This is a genomic window from Kitasatospora sp. NPDC057940 (genome assembly GCF_042887425.1).
GTDB lineage: Bacteria > Actinomycetota > Actinomycetes > Streptomycetales > Streptomycetaceae > Kitasatospora.
Map to the genome: position 1 here is coordinate 63,043 of NZ_JBHVPH010000006.1, position 14,836 is coordinate 77,878.

Consider the following 14,836-nt stretch of genomic DNA (forward strand, 5'->3'; position numbering starts at 1 on the left):
CTGCCATGACCGATGAACGCGGCTGGATGCACAGCGATGACCCGCACATCGTCCTCACGGCCAAGGGCATGCGGGCGATGGCCCACCCTGTGCGCATGCAGCTGGTCGGGCTGCTGCGCAAGCACGGCCCCTCCACGGCGACCAGGCTCGCCGAGCAGTTGGGGCTCAACTCCGGGGCGACCAGCTACCACCTCCGCCAGCTCGCCGCCGCGGGCTTCGTCGAGGAGGATCCCGAGCGCGGGAACGCCCGTGAGCGGTGGTGGCGTTCGGCCCACAAGTTCACCGTCTGGACGAGTGACGACATGGCCGACGAGGAGCTCGACACGGCCGTCGGCTTCCTCCGGTCCGTCCTCACCGCCCACGCCCTGGCCGCACAGCGGTCGGTCGACGCCTTCGAGACGATGCCGCGGGAGTGGCGCAAGGCGGTCGTCCTCAGCGACGTGCTGTTGCAGCTCACCCCCGAGGAGGCCGAGCAACTGGCCGCCGATCTGTCCGCGGTGGTGCGGCGCTACCGCATGCTGGATGCGGAGGGGCCGGCCCCGGAGGGCACCGAGCGGGTCGCCGTGGTCGTCCACGTGCTGCCCGACGCGAGCGTGGGCACCGGCGATGGTGCCGACAGCGACAGTCACAGCGACAGTCACAGCGACACCGGTACCGACACCGGTGCCGACACCGAGACCGGCGCTGGCACCGACACCGGTGAGGCGGGGGCCTGATGGCCACCGTCGTCGACGCGCCCGCGCGCAGCCTCCGGCCGCTGGTCGGGGTGCTCTCCGCGATGGCCGTCTCCATCACCGGGACGCGCGTCTCGGCCATCGCCCTGCCCTGGTTCGTCCTGGCCACCACCGGCAGCGCCACCATGACGGGCCTGGTCGCCTTCGCCGAGATGGCGCCGTACGTACTGGTCAAGGCGCTGACCGGGCCGCTGGTCGACCGGCTCGGGCCGCGGGTGGTGTCCTGGACGACGGACTTGGTGAGCGCCGTCGCGGCCGGGCTGGTCCCACTGCTGCACGCCCTGGGGATGCTGCCGTTCGGGGTGCTGCTGGCGATGGTCGCGGTGATCGGCGCGATGCGCGGCCCGGGGGACCTGGCCAAGTCGGTCATGGTCCCGGAGGCCGCCGACCGCGCCCGGGTGCCGATGGAGCGCGCCACCGGTTTCTCCGGCGTCACCGAACGGCTGGCTTCCACGGTCGGTCCGGCGGTCGGTGGCGGGCTGGTCGCGCTGATGGGCCCGCTGGCCGGGCTGGCGCTCAACGCCGCCACCTTCGCCCTGGGGTCCCTCGTCATCGCCTTCGCCCTGCCGCGCGGGATGGGGCGCGCGGCGGCCCCGGCACCCGCTGCCGAGCAGGCCGCAGCAGCCGAGTCCGCAGCCGAGTCCGGAGCCGACTCCGGGGCCGAACCGGTGGGTTACTGGCGGATGTTCCGCGAGGGCTTCACCTTCCTGCGCTCCGATCCGCTGCTGCTCACCGTGACGGTGCTGGTCGGCATCACCAACCTGCTCGACGCCGGGTTCATGACGGTCCTCCTCCCGGTCTGGGCGCGGGAGTCGGGGAACGGCCCGGCCGCCATCGGCCTGACCGGCACCGCCGGGGGGATCACGGCGGTCGTCGGCAGCCTGATCGCGGCGGCCATCGCCCACCGGCTGCCCCGCCGGACGGTGTTCTTCGCCGGCTACCTACTCGTCGGGGCCCCGCGCTTCCTGGTGCTCGCGTGCGGCGCGCCGCTGTGGGTGGTGCTCACGGTCTTCGCGGTCGGCGGCTTCGGCGGCGGTTTCCTCAACCCGATCCTCGGCGCGGTGCTCTTCGAGCGGGTGCCCCGTCACCTGCTCGGCCGCGTCCACGCCCTCGGCGACTCCCTCGCCTGGGCCGGTATCCCGCTCGGCGGCCTGCTGGCGGGTGCGGCGGTCGGCCTCGTCGGGCTGATACCCACCCTGGTCGCGGGCGGCGCCCTCTACTTCGCCTCCACCAACCTGGCCGGGTTGCGGCCGGAGTGGCGCGAGATGGACCGCCGGCGCGGCCGGACGGGCACCGCCGACGAGGCGAAGCCCGAGTCGGGGGCGGAGCCCGAGCCCGGGCCTGCGCCCGCGTCGGTCCCGGCACGCCCGTAGGCCTGTCGCACAGGGGCGGCGAGGCGAGCATGCGGCCGGGACCAGTCGGGCAGAACCAGTCGGGCAGAACCGGTCGGGCAGAACCGGCCGGGCAGAACCGGCCGGTCAGAACCAGTGCAGGCAGTGCGGGGCGCGCTCGGCGCTGAAGAGGGCGTCGGCGAGGGCGGCCGCGCCCGGGCGGTGGGCCCGGATGTGTCCGGCCCGCACGAGCGTGCTCGGGGTGGTGCCGCCGAGGTAGACCGAGCCCAGGTCGCTCACGTCCAGGGACAGGTCGGGCTCCCGGTCCGTCGGGACGCACTCGGCCTTCCCGTCCCGGACGGTCAGCAGGTAGCGGCCGTGCTCGCCGAGGAACGGGTCGTCGACGTCGAGGACGAGCTCGCCGTCCACGAACCAGCCGCGCGAGGTCAACGCCCGCGGGACGTCCAGCAGTCGCACCCAGAGCCAGTCGGTGCTGCTGCTCCCCTCGCCGGCGTTGAAGTCCGCGAGCTGCCAGCGCAGTGGGTGGTCGGACGGAACGTGCTTGAACACGACCTGGGAGACCAGGTCGTGTTCAAGCACGAACCGGGCCAGGGCCGTGGCGACGGCGTCGTCGGTGGCGATGGTCTCGTCGACCGTCAAGGTGCCGTCGGCGAGCGAGTAGCTGGCGTAGCCGTCCGGGAGCCCGTCGGCACCCCGGTGGACGGCGACGTAGCGCGACGCCGAGGAGACCGGGGGCCGGCCCGCGCCCAAGGCCCACCAGCGGTGCGGCCGGGACAGCGCGCCGGGCTGCGTGCGGCGGTACCGGTCGTAGACCGCTTCCAGGATCTCGCCGCACTCGGCCCGCCGCAGCAGCTCGATCGAGCCGGTTTCCGGGCCGGGGGCCGCAGCGTCGGCCGTTCCGCGCGCCCGGGGGAGGGCGAAGGCGGCCCGATGGCGCGGCACCGTCAGCCGCTGCGTGTACGTCGCCGGTCCGTAGCCGAACCTGCGGTAGATCACGGCCTCGGAGGCCAGCAGCACGGAGAGGAACTCCCCGCGGGCCCGGAACCCGGCGAGCTGGCGCCGCATCATCGCGGTGAGCACGCCCCGGCGCCGGTGCGAGGGCAGGACGCCGACGCCGGTCACCCCGCTGGTGGCGACGACGGCCTCACCGGGCAGGGTGAGCTCGAAGGTGTACGCGCCGGCGGTGCCGACGGGCCGCCCCTCCGGCGTCACGGCGAGCAGGTTGCGGTCCATCTCGGTCGCCGACCACCAGAGCCCGCCGCCGTCGCTCGGCGTTTCCGGGAAGAGCCCGAACGCGGCATGGAGCGTGTCGACGTAGACGTCGCGGTCCTGATCGGTTGTCGGACGGATCTCCATCGGCTGCTGCTTCCTCCCCTGGATGACGACGGCACCACGGCCCGTGTGCCTCGCCACAGTGCAGCGTCGACCCGTGGCCCGGTCAAGCGAATTACGCTCCGGCACCGGTGGTCAGGCCGGACCGTTTCCCGGACGGCCTCCGGGGCCTTCCTCGGGCCGCTCGTCCTCCGGTGGAGCCCCGACGCTCTCCAGGGTTTCGCGGACGCTGCCCGGCATCGCCGGGTGGCGGCCGATCACGATCACCCCGACCACGATGGCCAGCAGTCCGGCGGACTGCCAGGCCAGCGCACCCGGCGTGACCCGCAGCCGGTCGCCGAGGAAGCCGACCGCGCAGGCGATCCCGGACAGCGGCTGGGCGGCGGTCAGCGCCGGCAGGGACATCCGCAGCGGCGCGGCCTCGAAGGCGCTCTGCACCAACAGCAGTCCGACCACGCCCGCCGCCACCACCGCGTACGGCTGCCAGCTGCGCAGCACCGCGTCCAGCCCGCTGTGGTCGAGGCGCTGGGTGGTGGTGCGGGTCAGCGCGTCCTGGAGGCCGTAGAGCAGGCCGGCGGCGAGGGCCAGCAGGGTGGCCTCCTCGAACAGCGGCAGCCGCCGGGCCAACGAGACCAGGAGCAGGGTCAGCCCGACCACCGTGCCGACCACCAGCCAGTGCCGCAGTTCCCCGGCGGGCGCACCGCCGCCGGTGGGCCGGCCGGCCACGATGAACGCCGTCACCCCGAGCCCGAGCAGCAGCACCCCGGCCCAGCCCGAGCGGCCGAGGGTCTGGCGGGTCAGCACCCGGGAGAGCGCCATGGCGAACAGCAGGTTGGTCGCGAGCAGCGGCTCGACGAGCGACACCTCGCCCTGGTTGAGGGCGAGCGCGGACAGGATCAGTCCGCACACCATGAACCCGGTGCCGAGCAGCCACTCGGGCATCCGCATCAGGTCGAGGAGCAGCCGCCAGTGCAGCAGGTCGGCACGGGGCGCCCGCTGCGCCGCGTGCTGCTGGAGGACGAAGCCGAGGCCCAGGCAGCAGGCGGCGCCGAGGGCGAGGAGGAAGACCGCCACGGAGGGACCACCCGGTTGTCACTGCCCGCGCCGCGCCGGCGGGTCCGGGTTCGGTCGGCGGTCGCGGCGCGCTTCCGTCAGCGTACCGCCGGGTCGCCGGCGCGGCCCGGCCGGCGGCGGAGAGCAGCCGGGGCCGGGAGATCCGGGGTGGGGGAGCTGGTTCCGGGGGCCGGGCCCGCCCCCGCGCCGGGCCCGCTTGCCGCCACGGGCCGGACGGGCGCACGCTGGTGTGAGCGGCCGCCACGGCTCACCGTCCGTGCCGGTCCGGACAGGCGCGAGGGGGCCGCTGCCAGGAGGTGTGGCATGCACAACCAGTGGGACGTGGAGCTGAGCTTCGAGGAAGACGGAGTGCACACGGCGTGCGAGGCCAGGCTGACCGGTGCGCGGGCGCCGGGCCTGCGCGCCCACGGGGAGTCGATGAAGAGCACGGACGACCGCCCGCTCGCCAGGATCGGTGAGGAGGTCGCGGCCTCCCGAGCCCTGGAGGAGCTGTCCCGCAAGCTGCGGGCGCAGGCCACCGGGGAGATCGACGACGAAGGACACCGCCCCGGGTACCTGATCTACTGACCCCCGCCCCGTCGGCCGTCCCGCGCCCGCACGGGACGGCCCGGGACCAGGCGGGCGTCAGAACCAGGTCTCGCCGTAGTGCGGCCCGGGGTGGTCCTCGCGCAGCAGGCAGATGTTGGGGTCGCGCGGCGGCTCCGGCCCCTCGTACGGGCCGACGGCCGGGCAGCGCGGCCCGACCTCGACCAGGTACTCGGGCCAGGACGCCCAGTGCAGGTCGAAGCCCACGCCCTGGACCAGCGCGCAGTGGGTGCCGCCGTGCCCGCCGGCGAGGTCGCAGCGCAGGCGCGGATCGATCAGGAAGGCGCCGCGCGGAACGGTGTTGTAGTGGTCCACGTCCGCCTGCGGCAGCGTGACGACGGACGGACAGTGGTGGAACTCTGCGGAACGAAGGTCCGGTTGGCTCATGGGCGCCAGCATTCCACCGGGAGTCCGGCGAGGGCCCCGGTTCCCCGCTTTTGTACGGCTCGCGGGGGACAACTGTCGTGCCGTGTACGGGTGGTCGCCGGCGAGCCGGGAGGCTCCGGCTACGCGGCGAGGGACCAGCTGACCACCGACAGGGTCGCCATCGACGCCAGGGTCGACCAGAGCACCGAGTCCCGGGCGAGCCCGGTGCCCTGGCCGTACTCGCGGGCGTAGACGTAGACGTTCTGCGCGGTGGGCAGGGCGGAGAAGAGCACCACGGTGAGGAGTTGGTGCGCGGGGAGGTGGAGCAGCGGGCCGGCCACCGCGAAGGCGATCAGCGGCTGTATCAGGGTCTTGACCGCGACGGTCAGCCCGACCTCGGCGTGGCGCGAACGGCCGGTGGCCGGCGGGCGGTTGTGCAGCGACATGCCGAGGGCGACCAGGGCGGTCGGTACGGCGGCGCCGCCGAGCAGTTCGCAGGAGCGGTTCAGCTCGGCGGGCAGGTGGAGCCCGCAGGCGGAGGCGGCGGCGCCGAGCGCGGTGGCCAACAGGATGGGGTTGCGCAGCGGCAGGGTGAGCAGGGCCCGGCGGCCGGCCGCGCCGCCGTCGAGGACGGCCAGCACCGCGGGCGTGACCACCAGGATCTGGAACAGCACCACCGGTGCGACGAAGGAGGCGTCACCGAGGAGCTGCATCGCCACCGGGATGCCGAGGTTGGCCGAGTTGACGTACCCGCAGGCCATCGCGCCGATCGCCAACTCGCCGCTCTCGCGCCGGAACAGCAGGCGCCCGGCGAGCAGCCCGAGGCCGATCGAGACGACGGTGCCGGCGGTGAAGGCGAGCATCGAGGGGTTGGCGAAGTGGTCCAGCGGGGTGCGGACGATCATCAGGAACAGCGAGGCCGGCATCGCCACGTGGAAGACGAACCGGTTGAGCACCGGCTCCGCGTGCGGCCCGAGCAGCCCGGTCCGGCCGACCAGGTAGCCGATCCCGGTCAGTGCCCAGATCGGGGCGAATCCGGACAGCAGGGGGTGCAGGGATGGCATGGTTCCTCGGATCGCTCGGACGGTCTGCCGGGTGGGCCGGGGGTCTCCCGCCCCGGGGCAGTAAACCAGTGGGCGCGAACGGGCAGACCACGGGCCTACGATGAGCCGATGGAGCCCGAGAACGCGCCGATGGAGCCCGAGTACCTGAGCCTGGTCGAGGTGGAGGCGATCGCCCGCCGCGCGCACGAGGGGCAGGTCGACAAGAACGGTCACCCGTACGGCGAGCACATCGCGGCGGTCGCACACGGGACGGCCGCGCGCGGTGGCAGCGACGCCCAGATCGCGGCGGGCTGGCTGCACGACACCGTCGAGGACGGCCGGTTGAGCCGGGAGTGGCTGGCGGGGGCCGCGTTGCCCGAGGCCACCAAGACGATCGTGGACGCGCTCACCCGCCGCCCCGGCGAGCCGGTCGAGGCGTACACCGCGCGGGTCCTGGCCACGCCGGGCGCGCTGCTGGTCAAGCGTGCCGACCTCGCCCACAACTCGGACCCGGCCCGGCTGGCCGTGCTGGACGCCGCGACCGCCGAGCGGTTGGCCGCCAAGTACGCGCGGATGCGGGAACTGCTCGGGCTCACCGGCGAGCTCTGAGCGACGGGGCGCGGCCCGGGCGTCCGGACGGGGCGGGGACGGGGACGGAGGCGGGTGAACCGGGCGCGGCCCGGGCGAGCCGGGAGCGGGTCGCGCGCACTGCGAGAGGTGTGCGGGAACCACGAGAGGGCCCGGGCCACGCGGATCGCGCGGGCCCGGGCCCTCTGGGGTCACCCCGGTGATCCCTGTCCGACCCCCGGGGTGAGGGGGGAGTGGTCAGGATGCGGGTGGAGTCCGGTGAGCCGAGGTGGTCGGCTTAGTACCAGTGGTTGGCCTGCCAGAAGGTCCACGCGGCGTTCGGGCTGCCGTAGCGGGAGTTCATGTAGTCCAGCGCCCACTTGATCTGGGTGGTCGCGTTGGTCTTCCAGTCGGCGCCGTGCGTCGCCATCTTGGAGCCCGGCAGCGCCTGGGCCAGGCCGTACGCGCCCGAGCTGGCGTTGGTCGCGGTCACGTTCCAGCTGGACTCGTGGGCGATGATCTGGCTGAAGGAGGCAAGCTGGTTCGCCGGGACGATCTGGGCGGCCACGGCCTGCGGGGACAGGGTGGCGGCGTTCGCGGTGGCGGGCAGCACACCCGCGCCCAGGGCGGTCAGACCGGCGGCGCCGGCGAGAATCGCGGCGGAAGTGCGCATACGGAGCTTGAAAGTGGGCATCTAGAACAGGACCTCAATCAGGTTGGGCCGGGTCGCGCCCCGCCTTGGACCGTGGCCGGACAGGGGCCGAGAAGGTCGTGGGGCGTGACCTGGCAGTAAGTCGCTACCGGCGGGACAGGTGCCGGTGCGGCTGACGACTGAGCCATTGTTGGCATGCCGGATCGGGCGTCGCCAAGACCCCCTTGTTACGACGCGCCGTCGTACGGGGGGCAGTTGCCGTGGATTCGAAGGGGCGGCTGCGCGGAGCGTGCCGACCGTCGCTGACCTGCGCGAACACCCCGTCGGCGGGTCGGGGAGCGGGTGCCCGGGACGTGCCACTATCGCCCGTCGTGGACCGCATTCCGGTGTGAGCGCACTCACCGTTTGGGCCGCTGCGGCCATCACCCGCCGGTCTGCGATCGGCACGTTGGGTACAGACGATCTCACCGCCGTTGAGACCGGCGCCACACCCGTGGGGGCCCGGGGGAGAGCGCCGGGCCCCGGCGGAGATCAGTGGAGACCGGCAGGCTCCCGCCGACGCTCAGCGGAGGTCGCCGAGGCGGCGGTGACGCAGGGCCCGCGCCGCGAGGCGGTCCGGCTCCGGCAGCGCCGCCAGCCCGCCGAGCGCGGCACCGACCGCCCGTCCCAGCCGCGCGCAGAACGCCTCCGGCTCGTCCGCCGCGTCCGGCCGCTCCTCGACCACCTCGTCCACCAGCCCCACCTCCGCCAGGTGGCCCGCGCCGATGCCCTGGGAGCGGGCCAGCTCGGCGGCGTGCCCGCCGTCCCGGTGGACGATCGCGGACGCGCCCTCCGGCGGCAGTGGCGCCAGCCAGGCGTGTCCGGCGGCGAGCACCCGGTCGGCCGGGAGCAGCGCCAGCGCGCCGCCGCCCGAGCCCTGGCCGAGCAGTACCGCCAGCACGGGTGTGCGCAGTGCCAGCAGGGTGGTCAGGCAGTGCGCGATCTCGACCGCGATCCCGTCCAGCTCGGCCTGCGCGGACAGTTCGGCCCCGGCCGTGTCGACGACCGTGACCAGCGGCAGCCCCAGCTGCTCCGCGACCCGCGCGGTGCGCCGGACGGCCCGCAGGTCGGCGGCCGTGAACGGGCGCTCGTGCTCCGGGGTCTGCCGCTGCTGGCCGACCACCAGGACCGGTCGGCCCCCGAGGACGGCGAGGGCGCGGACCAGCGCGCCGTCCCGCCCGCCGGGGGCGTCCAGCAGCACCAGTTCCTCGGCGGTGTGGCGCAGCAGCTCGCGGGTGCCCGGGCGGTCGGGGCGACGGGTGCGGCGGACGGAATCCCAGGCGTCGGGGTGTTCGGCGGCCCCGGCGGCGGTCTTGCCGGGGGTGGGAGCGGGGCCGGGGCCGCCGGTGCCGCCGGTGTCCGCGCCGCCCGGGGCGGGCGCGGTGGTGGCGAGGACGGCGAGCGTGCGGCGGACCAGCTCGCGCAGGTCCTCGGGCGGCACGACGGCGTCCACCAGGCCGCGTCCGGCGAGCGTCTCCGCCCGCTGCACGTCCGGGGGCAGTTCCACACCGCGCAGTTCCTCGTACACGCGCGGGCCGAGGAAGCCGAGCCGGGCGCCCGGCTCGGCGAACACCAGCTGGCCGAGCGTGCCCCAGGAGGCGAAGACCCCGCCCATGGTCGGGTTCCGTAGATAGGTGAGATAGGGGAGACCGGCCGCGCGGTGCGCCTGGACGGCGGCGGTGATCCGCAGCATGCACAGGAAGGCCGCCGACCCCTCCTGCATGCGCGTCCCGCCGGAGACGGGCAGGGCGAGCAGTGGCAGCCGCTCGGCGGTGGCGCGCTCGACGGCGCGGGTGATCCGCTCGGCGGTGGCCACGCCGATCGAGCCGCCGAGGAAGCCGAACTCGGAGGCGACCAGCGCCACCGGCCGCCCGCCGACCAGGCCGGCGCCGGTGAGGACGGCCTCGTCGAGACCGGTGCGTGCGCGGGCCCGGTCGAGCGAGGCGCGGTAGCCGGGGTCGGCGGGAGGGCCTGCGGGCGGCTCGTCCCAGCCCTGGAAGGCGCCGGGGTCGACCAGCAGTCCGATCAGCTGCCGCGCGGTCAGCGGCGCGCCCGTGCCCGTGGCCGGGTGGGCTCCCGGGCCCGCGCTCGTTTCCGTCCCCGTGTTGGTCCCCGTGTTCATGCCCACCCCGTCAGCGGTCGTTCCGGTCCGACATGATCCGTCACTCTATGCGGCGCGACCGGAGCGGGGAGCGAACGTGAGGAAGCTGTGAGGAGGCCGACAGCGGGCGGGTCGCTAGTTCGACGGCGGTCGACCCATGGGGTGTCCGGGCGGTTCGTGGACGGCGCCGGCCGGGCTCGGGTCGGAGCCGGGATACGGCTCAAGTCGCTGGTCAGGCAGGTGAGTTACCCGTCGGTTAATAGTTTGTCGCAGGGCTTCCGGAGTTGTCGGTGGCTGGTCACACTGGTGGACATGACCCGCACTCTACGCGCGTGGAAGACCCGCGCTGCCGCCGTCACCGCCGTCGCCCTGATGACCCTCGCGCCCGTCGCCGTCGCCACCGAGGCGCACGCCGACGTGAGCGGCACGGTGTGTCTGTCCACCCTCCCGCCCGAGGCGACCGACACCCTCAACCTGATCGCCACCGACGGGCCGTTCCCGTACTCCCAGGACGGCGTCGTGTTCCAGAACAGGGAGCACGTCCTGCCCAGCCAGTCCTACGGGTACTACCACGAGTACACCGTCATCACGCCCGGTGCCCCGACCCGCGGCACCCGCCGGATCATCACCGGCCAGGCGACCCAGGAGGACTACTACACCGGTGACCACTACGTCACGTTCTCGCTGATCGACCAGGGCTGCTGACACGCGCCCCACGCCCCGCCCGGCCCCGGCGCACATCTCCGCCGGGGCCGCCGGAACGACGGGCCCGCCGGATCGCCGAGGGGCGACCCCCGCCCGCCCCGGCGGCCCGCCGCGACCGGCCTCAGAGCTCGGACGGCCCCCAGGCCTCCACCACCAGCTCGTCCCCGACCCGCAGCGTGCCGGGCCGCAGCACCGCGAACTTGCTGCCGAACGCGACCCCGCCGACCGCCGCCCGGCGGTAGCCGGCCAGCGTCCGCAGCGGCTCCGGACCGGCCTTCGCGCCCGTCGACTGGTCGACCAGCGTCACCGAGCAGCGGATCGCGAGCTTCGCATAGGCCAACTCGGCGCCGCCCACGGTGATCCGGCGGGTCAGGTCCTCGGTGTGCGGTTCGTCCCAGCCGTCCACCACCAGGTTCGGGCGGAACCGGTCCGCCGGCACGGGCAGTCCGCCGCTCAGCGCGTTGAAGCGCTCCAGCGACGCGCGGGACAGCAGGTGCACCGCGCAGCTGTCGGCGTAGCCGGACGTGCCCGGTACCAGCCCGTCGGACACCCGGTCGTGCTCCGGCGGCACCCGGACCAGGCGGCTGCGGACACCCAGCACGCCGGACAACCAGCCGGCCGCCTCCTCGCCCTGGTCGATCCCGAAGAACGGGGCGCCGAACAGCTGCACCGGCCGGCGCGGACCCTCGGTGTCCACGGCGACGGTCACCGGCTCCACACCCGGGGCGTCAAGGGTCAGCCGGCGGCCGTCCTCCCCGACCGTCGGGCGGACCGTGGCCAGCAGGCGGTCCCGGCGCTGGGAGCGGAACACCCCGTCCTCGTCCACCACCATGAACGCCCGGTCGTGGGCCAGCCCCGCCGGAGTCAGCTCCGCCCGCGCCACCTCGACCCCGGCACACCCCTTCACCGGGTAGTACCGCAACTCCACCACTTCGGCCATGGCCGCCCCCTCGACTCACCGCGGCCCCCCGCGGGCCGCCGCGGACCCCGTACGGAATCAACGCCCCCGTAGGGTAGTTGACCCGCCGCCCGACCACCCGCCCCGGGGATTGCTAGGGTCGGGACATGGCACCGAGCAGCGCGAACCCCCCGGGAAGACTCCGGCGCGACGCCCAGCGCAACCGCGACCTGCTGCTCGCCGCCGCCCGCGGCATGTTCTCCCGGTACGGCCTCGACGTCCCGCTGGACCAGATCGCCAAGGAGGCCGGCGTCGGCAACGCCACCCTCTACCGGCACTTCCCGACCCGCGAGGCGCTGATCGGCGAGGTGTTCGCCGACGCCGCCGTCGGCCTGGCCGGGGCCGGCGAGGAAGCCCTCGCCGCCGAGGACGCCTGGACCGCGCTCGAACACTACTTCGAGCGCATCTTCGAACTCGTCGCCGCCGACCGCGGCATCAACGACCTCGTCACCCAGGCCATCCCCACCATCCCCGGCATGATCGAGATCAGCCGCCGGCACGCCGCCACCGTCGGCGCCCTCATCGCCCGCGCCCAGGACCAGGGCACCATGCGGCGCGACGTGGTCACCATGGACCTGCTCTTCCTGCTCGGCCCGCTCTGCCGCGCCCTGCCCGCCACCACCGACCTGCGCCCCGACCTCTGGCGCCGCTACCTCGCCCTGCTCCTCGACGGCTTCCGCGCCCGGGCCACCCACCCGCTGCCCGTCCCCCCGATCGGCGAGGAACACCTGGACCGGATGTTCGCCGACCTCTGGGAAGCCGAACCACCGGAGGGGTAGGCGAGCCGTTCCACGCCGGGATGTCGTCGGCCTTCACTAGAGTGCCGTGGCAAGGATGTCCGGACTGCCCGTTGCGCTGCCGAGAGGTCACTGACGATGGCTACGTACGTGCTGATTCCCGGGGCCGCGTCCGGCCCGTGGTGCTGGCACCTGTTGGAGGCCGAACTGCGCCGGCGGGGCCACGACGTGGTGGCGGTGGACCTGCCGTGCGACGACGACTCGGCCGGGCTGGCCGAGTACGCCGATGCCGTGGTCGACGCCATCGGTGACCGCACCGGCCTGGTCCTGGTCGCCCACTCCTTCGGCGGGTTCACCGCGCCGCTGGTGTGCGACCGCCTCCCGGTGGACCTGCTGGTGATGCTGCAGGCGCAGATCCCGGCACCGGGCGAGAGCCCCGGCCGGTGGTGGGCCGACACCGACCACGAGCAGGCCCGGCGCGAACAGGACGAACGCGACGGCAGGGATCCCGACGACGACACCGCCCTGTTCTTCCACGACACCCCGCCGGACCTGGCCGCCGAGGCCTGGAAGCACTCGCGCGCGCAGTCGGGCACCCCGTTCGTCGAGCCCTGGCCGCTGGCCGCCTGGCCCGACGTGCCCACCAGGTTCCTGCTGGCCCGGGACGACCGCTTCTTCCCCGCCGAGTTCCTGCGCCGGATCGTGCGGGAACGCCTGGGCATCACACCCGACGAGATGCCCGGCGACCACTGCCCCATGCTCGGCCACCCCGCAGAGCTGGCCGACCGGCTCGAGGCGTACCGGACCGCGTTGTAGGGCGTGTCCTCGAAATCCCGGAGCCGGCGCGCAGGCGGGGGTTCGAGGACACGCCCTGGCGCCCCCGGGGCATCAGGGACACGTACGGAACACCCGCGCGCGCGTCAGAGGCGTGTCAACGGGCGCCGGAGGCGCGGTGCCGGCCCGCTTTGCTGGAGGACGACAGCACGGCACGGCGGTACGGACCGAGAGGCGGGGCGAACCATGGCGGACAGCGAGATATCCGGCGCGGACGGGGCAGCGGAGCGGGCCGACCGCGCGGGCCGGATCGTCGTCGGCGTCAGCGGCTCGCTCGGCAGCCTCGCCGCCCTCCACCACGCCGTCGCCGAAGCCCACCGCACCGACGCCGAGGTCCTCGCCCTCCTCTGCTGGACCTCGCCCGGCGAGGAGATCGGCTACCGCCGCACACCCTGCCCGGCCGCGATCACCGCCGGCCGCGACGCCGCCGTCGCCCGGCTCCGGCAAGCCCTCGACGAGGCCTTCGCCGGCCGCTACGCCGGAGTCCGGCTGCGCTGCCAGGCCGTCCGCGGCGACACCGGACACACCCTGGTCCGCTTCGCCGACCACCCCGACGACCTGCTCGTCCTCGGCGCCGGCAGCAGCCGCGGCTGCCTCTCCCGGGTGCTGCGCCCCTCCGTCGCCGCCTACTGCGTCCGGCACGCGAGCTGCCCCGTCCTGGCCGTCCCCCGGCCGCCGCTGCAGCGCGACCTGGAGGCCATGGAACGCGGCCACGGCCTGCGCTCACTCGTCTCGGGGCGGTAGGCCGCGCGCCTGCCCGCGGCGCCGCCTGGCTACGACAGCCCGGCGGCCTCGGCGAGGACGGCGGCGGTGCGGCGTCCGGCGCGCAGCACCGCTTCGGCGGTGGTGGGGAGGCAGCGGTCCGCCTCGGCGTCGTACACGGTCATGATGACGCCCGCGTGGTCGGTGGCGGGTTCGAGAACCCGTACCGCCGACATCTGCTTCGTCAGAGCAGCGCTCAGTTGCCGGGTGTGCTCGATGTCCAGCACCCCGTCCTCCGTGCCGTGGACCAGCCAGAGGGGGACGGGGGAGGGCTGTTCGGCCAGCAGGTCGAGGGGGGCGTCCCCGGTGGTGATCGCCGGGCGGGCGTAGCTGGAGGAGATGCCGACGGCGGCGACGGGGCGCTGCTCGGCGGGGGTGTCGGGGTGGGTGGCCACGGCTACGGCCTCCCGGCCGCCCAGTGACCAGCCGGCCAGGACCAGGCGCTCCGGGTCCCCGCCGTACGCGGCGGCGGTGCGGCGGGCGTGGGCGAGCGAGGCGAGCAGTTCGGCGCGGCCGCCGTCCGGCCGGTCGGAGCACCAGTCCGGGACGAGCACCAGCAGGCCGAGCCCGGCGGCCTCCCGGGCGAGCGGCCGCAGCACGTCGCGCTCGTCGGGGCCCCGGCCGTGCCACAGCAGTACGACGGGCGCGGGCCCGGCGGTGCCGGCGGGCGGGCGGTGCACGTCCATGAGCCGCCCGTCGGCGTACGCGGTGGACTCGGGTTGAGCGCTCGTCATGCGGGGTTCGCCTCCGGTTCGGTGCCTGATCACGGAGCTGGTACTGTACTTCTCGTCGCGAGGGAGATGATTCCTCGTCAGGCGTCAGTGGTGCTACCAGAGCACGTCCTACTTTCAGTAGGAAGAGTCCGTGCGACCCGGGCCTGGCGCTCCAATTGTCGGATGAGGTCCGGTGCCTTTCTAAAGGTGCCGGGCCTTGTTTGCTTTTGGGGTGGGGTTTGGCCGGGGGTTCGGTGTGTGGGTGTGGGGCTGGTATTGTTC

The 14,836-nt window shown here is 74.5% G+C and carries 16 protein-coding genes; 8 read left to right on the forward strand and 8 right to left on the reverse strand.

Annotated elements, in window-relative coordinates; genetic code table 11:
- Positions 1-5 precede the first annotated feature (5 nt).
- Together ACFVTF_RS12405 and ACFVTF_RS12410 are read left to right on the forward strand one after the other, a co-directional pair.
- Positions 6-716 carry an ArsR/SmtB family transcription factor gene (locus ACFVTF_RS12405; RefSeq protein WP_387812674.1) on the forward strand — a complete coding sequence of 237 codons (711 nt, stop codon included), beginning with the start codon at positions 6-8 and terminating at the stop codon, positions 714-716.
- A complete protein-coding gene (locus tag ACFVTF_RS12410; protein WP_387812677.1) occupies positions 716-2,107 on the forward strand; it encodes an MFS transporter in 1,392 nt (463 codons plus the stop codon). The genes ACFVTF_RS12405 and ACFVTF_RS12410 overlap by 1 nt, the downstream gene beginning before the upstream one ends.
- A gap of 105 nt (positions 2,108-2,212) precedes the next feature.
- Here ACFVTF_RS12410 and ACFVTF_RS12415 read toward each other — a convergent pair whose 3' ends face one another.
- Positions 2,213-3,442, reverse strand: a complete 1,230-nt coding sequence (locus tag ACFVTF_RS12415; RefSeq protein ID WP_387812680.1) for a GNAT family N-acetyltransferase — start codon at positions 3,440-3,442, stop codon at positions 2,213-2,215.
- A 111-nt stretch (positions 3,443-3,553) separates the two neighbouring features.
- Positions 3,554-4,492, reverse strand: coding sequence for a DMT family transporter (locus tag ACFVTF_RS12420; RefSeq protein ID WP_387812683.1), 939 nt, complete (start codon positions 4,490-4,492; stop codon positions 3,554-3,556).
- Positions 4,493-4,795: 303 nt separating this feature from the next.
- On the opposite strand from ACFVTF_RS12420, the gene ACFVTF_RS12425 reads away from it, so the two are divergent.
- Positions 4,796-5,059, forward strand: coding sequence for a dsRBD fold-containing protein (locus ACFVTF_RS12425; protein WP_063350242.1), 264 nt, complete (start codon positions 4,796-4,798; stop codon positions 5,057-5,059).
- 57 nt (positions 5,060-5,116) lie between these two features.
- On the opposite strand, the gene ACFVTF_RS12430 is transcribed toward ACFVTF_RS12425, so the two are convergent.
- Both ACFVTF_RS12430 and ACFVTF_RS12435 read right to left on the reverse strand, forming a co-directional pair.
- Entirely contained in the window at positions 5,117-5,464 is a 348-nt protein-coding gene (locus ACFVTF_RS12430; protein ID WP_387812688.1) for a hypothetical protein, read from the reverse strand.
- A 119-nt stretch (positions 5,465-5,583) separates the two neighbouring features.
- Entirely contained in the window at positions 5,584-6,507 is a 924-nt protein-coding gene (locus tag ACFVTF_RS12435; RefSeq protein ID WP_387812691.1) for an AEC family transporter, read from the reverse strand.
- A gap of 108 nt (positions 6,508-6,615) precedes the next feature.
- Here ACFVTF_RS12435 and ACFVTF_RS12440 point away from each other — a divergent pair, with 108 nt between their 5' ends.
- The gene (locus tag ACFVTF_RS12440; RefSeq protein WP_387812694.1) at positions 6,616-7,095 is read left to right on the forward strand and encodes an HD domain-containing protein; all 480 of its coding nucleotides are present in this window, start codon (positions 6,616-6,618) and stop codon (positions 7,093-7,095) included.
- 256 nt (positions 7,096-7,351) lie between these two features.
- On the opposite strand, the gene ACFVTF_RS12445 is transcribed toward ACFVTF_RS12440, so the two are convergent.
- Entirely contained in the window at positions 7,352-7,726 is a 375-nt protein-coding gene (locus ACFVTF_RS12445) for a transglycosylase SLT domain-containing protein (RefSeq protein WP_387812697.1), read from the reverse strand.
- A 541-nt stretch (positions 7,727-8,267) separates the two neighbouring features.
- On the reverse strand, positions 8,268-9,866 hold the full coding sequence (locus ACFVTF_RS12450; protein WP_387812700.1) for a carboxyl transferase domain-containing protein: 1,599 nt from the start codon (positions 9,864-9,866) through the stop codon (positions 8,268-8,270).
- 291 nt (positions 9,867-10,157) lie between these two features.
- Between ACFVTF_RS12450 and ACFVTF_RS12455 the strand changes: the two genes are divergently transcribed.
- Positions 10,158-10,550, forward strand: coding sequence for a ribonuclease (locus ACFVTF_RS12455; protein ID WP_371521384.1), 393 nt, complete (start codon positions 10,158-10,160; stop codon positions 10,548-10,550).
- A gap of 121 nt (positions 10,551-10,671) precedes the next feature.
- Here the strand turns inward: ACFVTF_RS12455 and ACFVTF_RS12460 are convergent, their stop codons facing one another.
- Positions 10,672-11,490, reverse strand: coding sequence for an MOSC domain-containing protein (locus ACFVTF_RS12460; protein WP_387812703.1), 819 nt, complete (start codon positions 11,488-11,490; stop codon positions 10,672-10,674).
- A gap of 125 nt (positions 11,491-11,615) precedes the next feature.
- Between ACFVTF_RS12460 and ACFVTF_RS12465 the strand changes: the two genes are divergently transcribed.
- The 3 genes from ACFVTF_RS12465 (at position 11,616) to ACFVTF_RS12475 (ending at position 13,823) form a co-directional block, all read left to right on the forward strand.
- A complete protein-coding gene (locus ACFVTF_RS12465; protein ID WP_387812706.1) occupies positions 11,616-12,287 on the forward strand; it encodes a TetR/AcrR family transcriptional regulator in 672 nt (223 codons plus the stop codon).
- A gap of 96 nt (positions 12,288-12,383) precedes the next feature.
- Positions 12,384-13,061: an alpha/beta hydrolase gene (locus tag ACFVTF_RS12470; RefSeq protein ID WP_387812709.1), complete on the forward strand. Its 678-nt coding sequence runs from the start codon at positions 12,384-12,386 to the stop codon at positions 13,059-13,061.
- A 204-nt stretch (positions 13,062-13,265) separates the two neighbouring features.
- Positions 13,266-13,823 (forward strand): universal stress protein, encoded by a 558-nt coding sequence (locus tag ACFVTF_RS12475; protein WP_387812712.1) that lies wholly within the window; start codon positions 13,266-13,268, stop codon positions 13,821-13,823.
- 29 nt (positions 13,824-13,852) lie between these two features.
- Here the strand turns inward: ACFVTF_RS12475 and ACFVTF_RS12480 are convergent, their stop codons facing one another.
- A complete protein-coding gene (locus ACFVTF_RS12480) occupies positions 13,853-14,575 on the reverse strand; it encodes an alpha/beta hydrolase (RefSeq protein WP_387812716.1) in 723 nt (240 codons plus the stop codon).
- Positions 14,576-14,836 lie beyond the last annotated feature (261 nt).

Coding starts and splice junctions, on each gene's coding strand:
- ACFVTF_RS12465 (WP_387812706.1), top strand. CDS start 11,616: ATGGCACCGAGCAGCGCGAACCCCCCGGGAAGACTCCGGCGCGACGCC.
- ACFVTF_RS12470 (WP_387812709.1), top strand. CDS start 12,384: ATGGCTACGTACGTGCTGATTCCCGGGGCCGCGTCCGGCCCGTGGTGC.
- ACFVTF_RS12460 (WP_387812703.1), bottom strand. CDS start 11,490: ATGGCCGAAGTGGTGGAGTTGCGGTACTACCCGGTGAAGGGGTGTGCC.
- ACFVTF_RS12450 (WP_387812700.1), bottom strand. CDS start 9,866: ATGAACACGGGGACCAACACGGGGACGGAAACGAGCGCGGGCCCGGGA.
- ACFVTF_RS12455 (WP_371521384.1), top strand. CDS start 10,158: ATGACCCGCACTCTACGCGCGTGGAAGACCCGCGCTGCCGCCGTCACC.
- ACFVTF_RS12475 (WP_387812712.1), top strand. CDS start 13,266: ATGGCGGACAGCGAGATATCCGGCGCGGACGGGGCAGCGGAGCGGGCC.
- ACFVTF_RS12425 (WP_063350242.1), top strand. CDS start 4,796: ATGCACAACCAGTGGGACGTGGAGCTGAGCTTCGAGGAAGACGGAGTG.
- ACFVTF_RS12405 (WP_387812674.1), top strand. CDS start 6: ATGACCGATGAACGCGGCTGGATGCACAGCGATGACCCGCACATCGTC.
- ACFVTF_RS12445 (WP_387812697.1), bottom strand. CDS start 7,726: ATGCGCACTTCCGCCGCGATTCTCGCCGGCGCCGCCGGTCTGACCGCC.
- ACFVTF_RS12430 (WP_387812688.1), bottom strand. CDS start 5,464: ATGAGCCAACCGGACCTTCGTTCCGCAGAGTTCCACCACTGTCCGTCC.
- ACFVTF_RS12440 (WP_387812694.1), top strand. CDS start 6,616: ATGGAGCCCGAGAACGCGCCGATGGAGCCCGAGTACCTGAGCCTGGTC.
- ACFVTF_RS12415 (WP_387812680.1), bottom strand. CDS start 3,442: ATGGAGATCCGTCCGACAACCGATCAGGACCGCGACGTCTACGTCGAC.
- ACFVTF_RS12410 (WP_387812677.1), top strand. CDS start 716: ATGGCCACCGTCGTCGACGCGCCCGCGCGCAGCCTCCGGCCGCTGGTC.
- ACFVTF_RS12480 (WP_387812716.1), bottom strand. CDS start 14,575: ATGACGAGCGCTCAACCCGAGTCCACCGCGTACGCCGACGGGCGGCTC.
- ACFVTF_RS12435 (WP_387812691.1), bottom strand. CDS start 6,507: ATGCCATCCCTGCACCCCCTGCTGTCCGGATTCGCCCCGATCTGGGCA.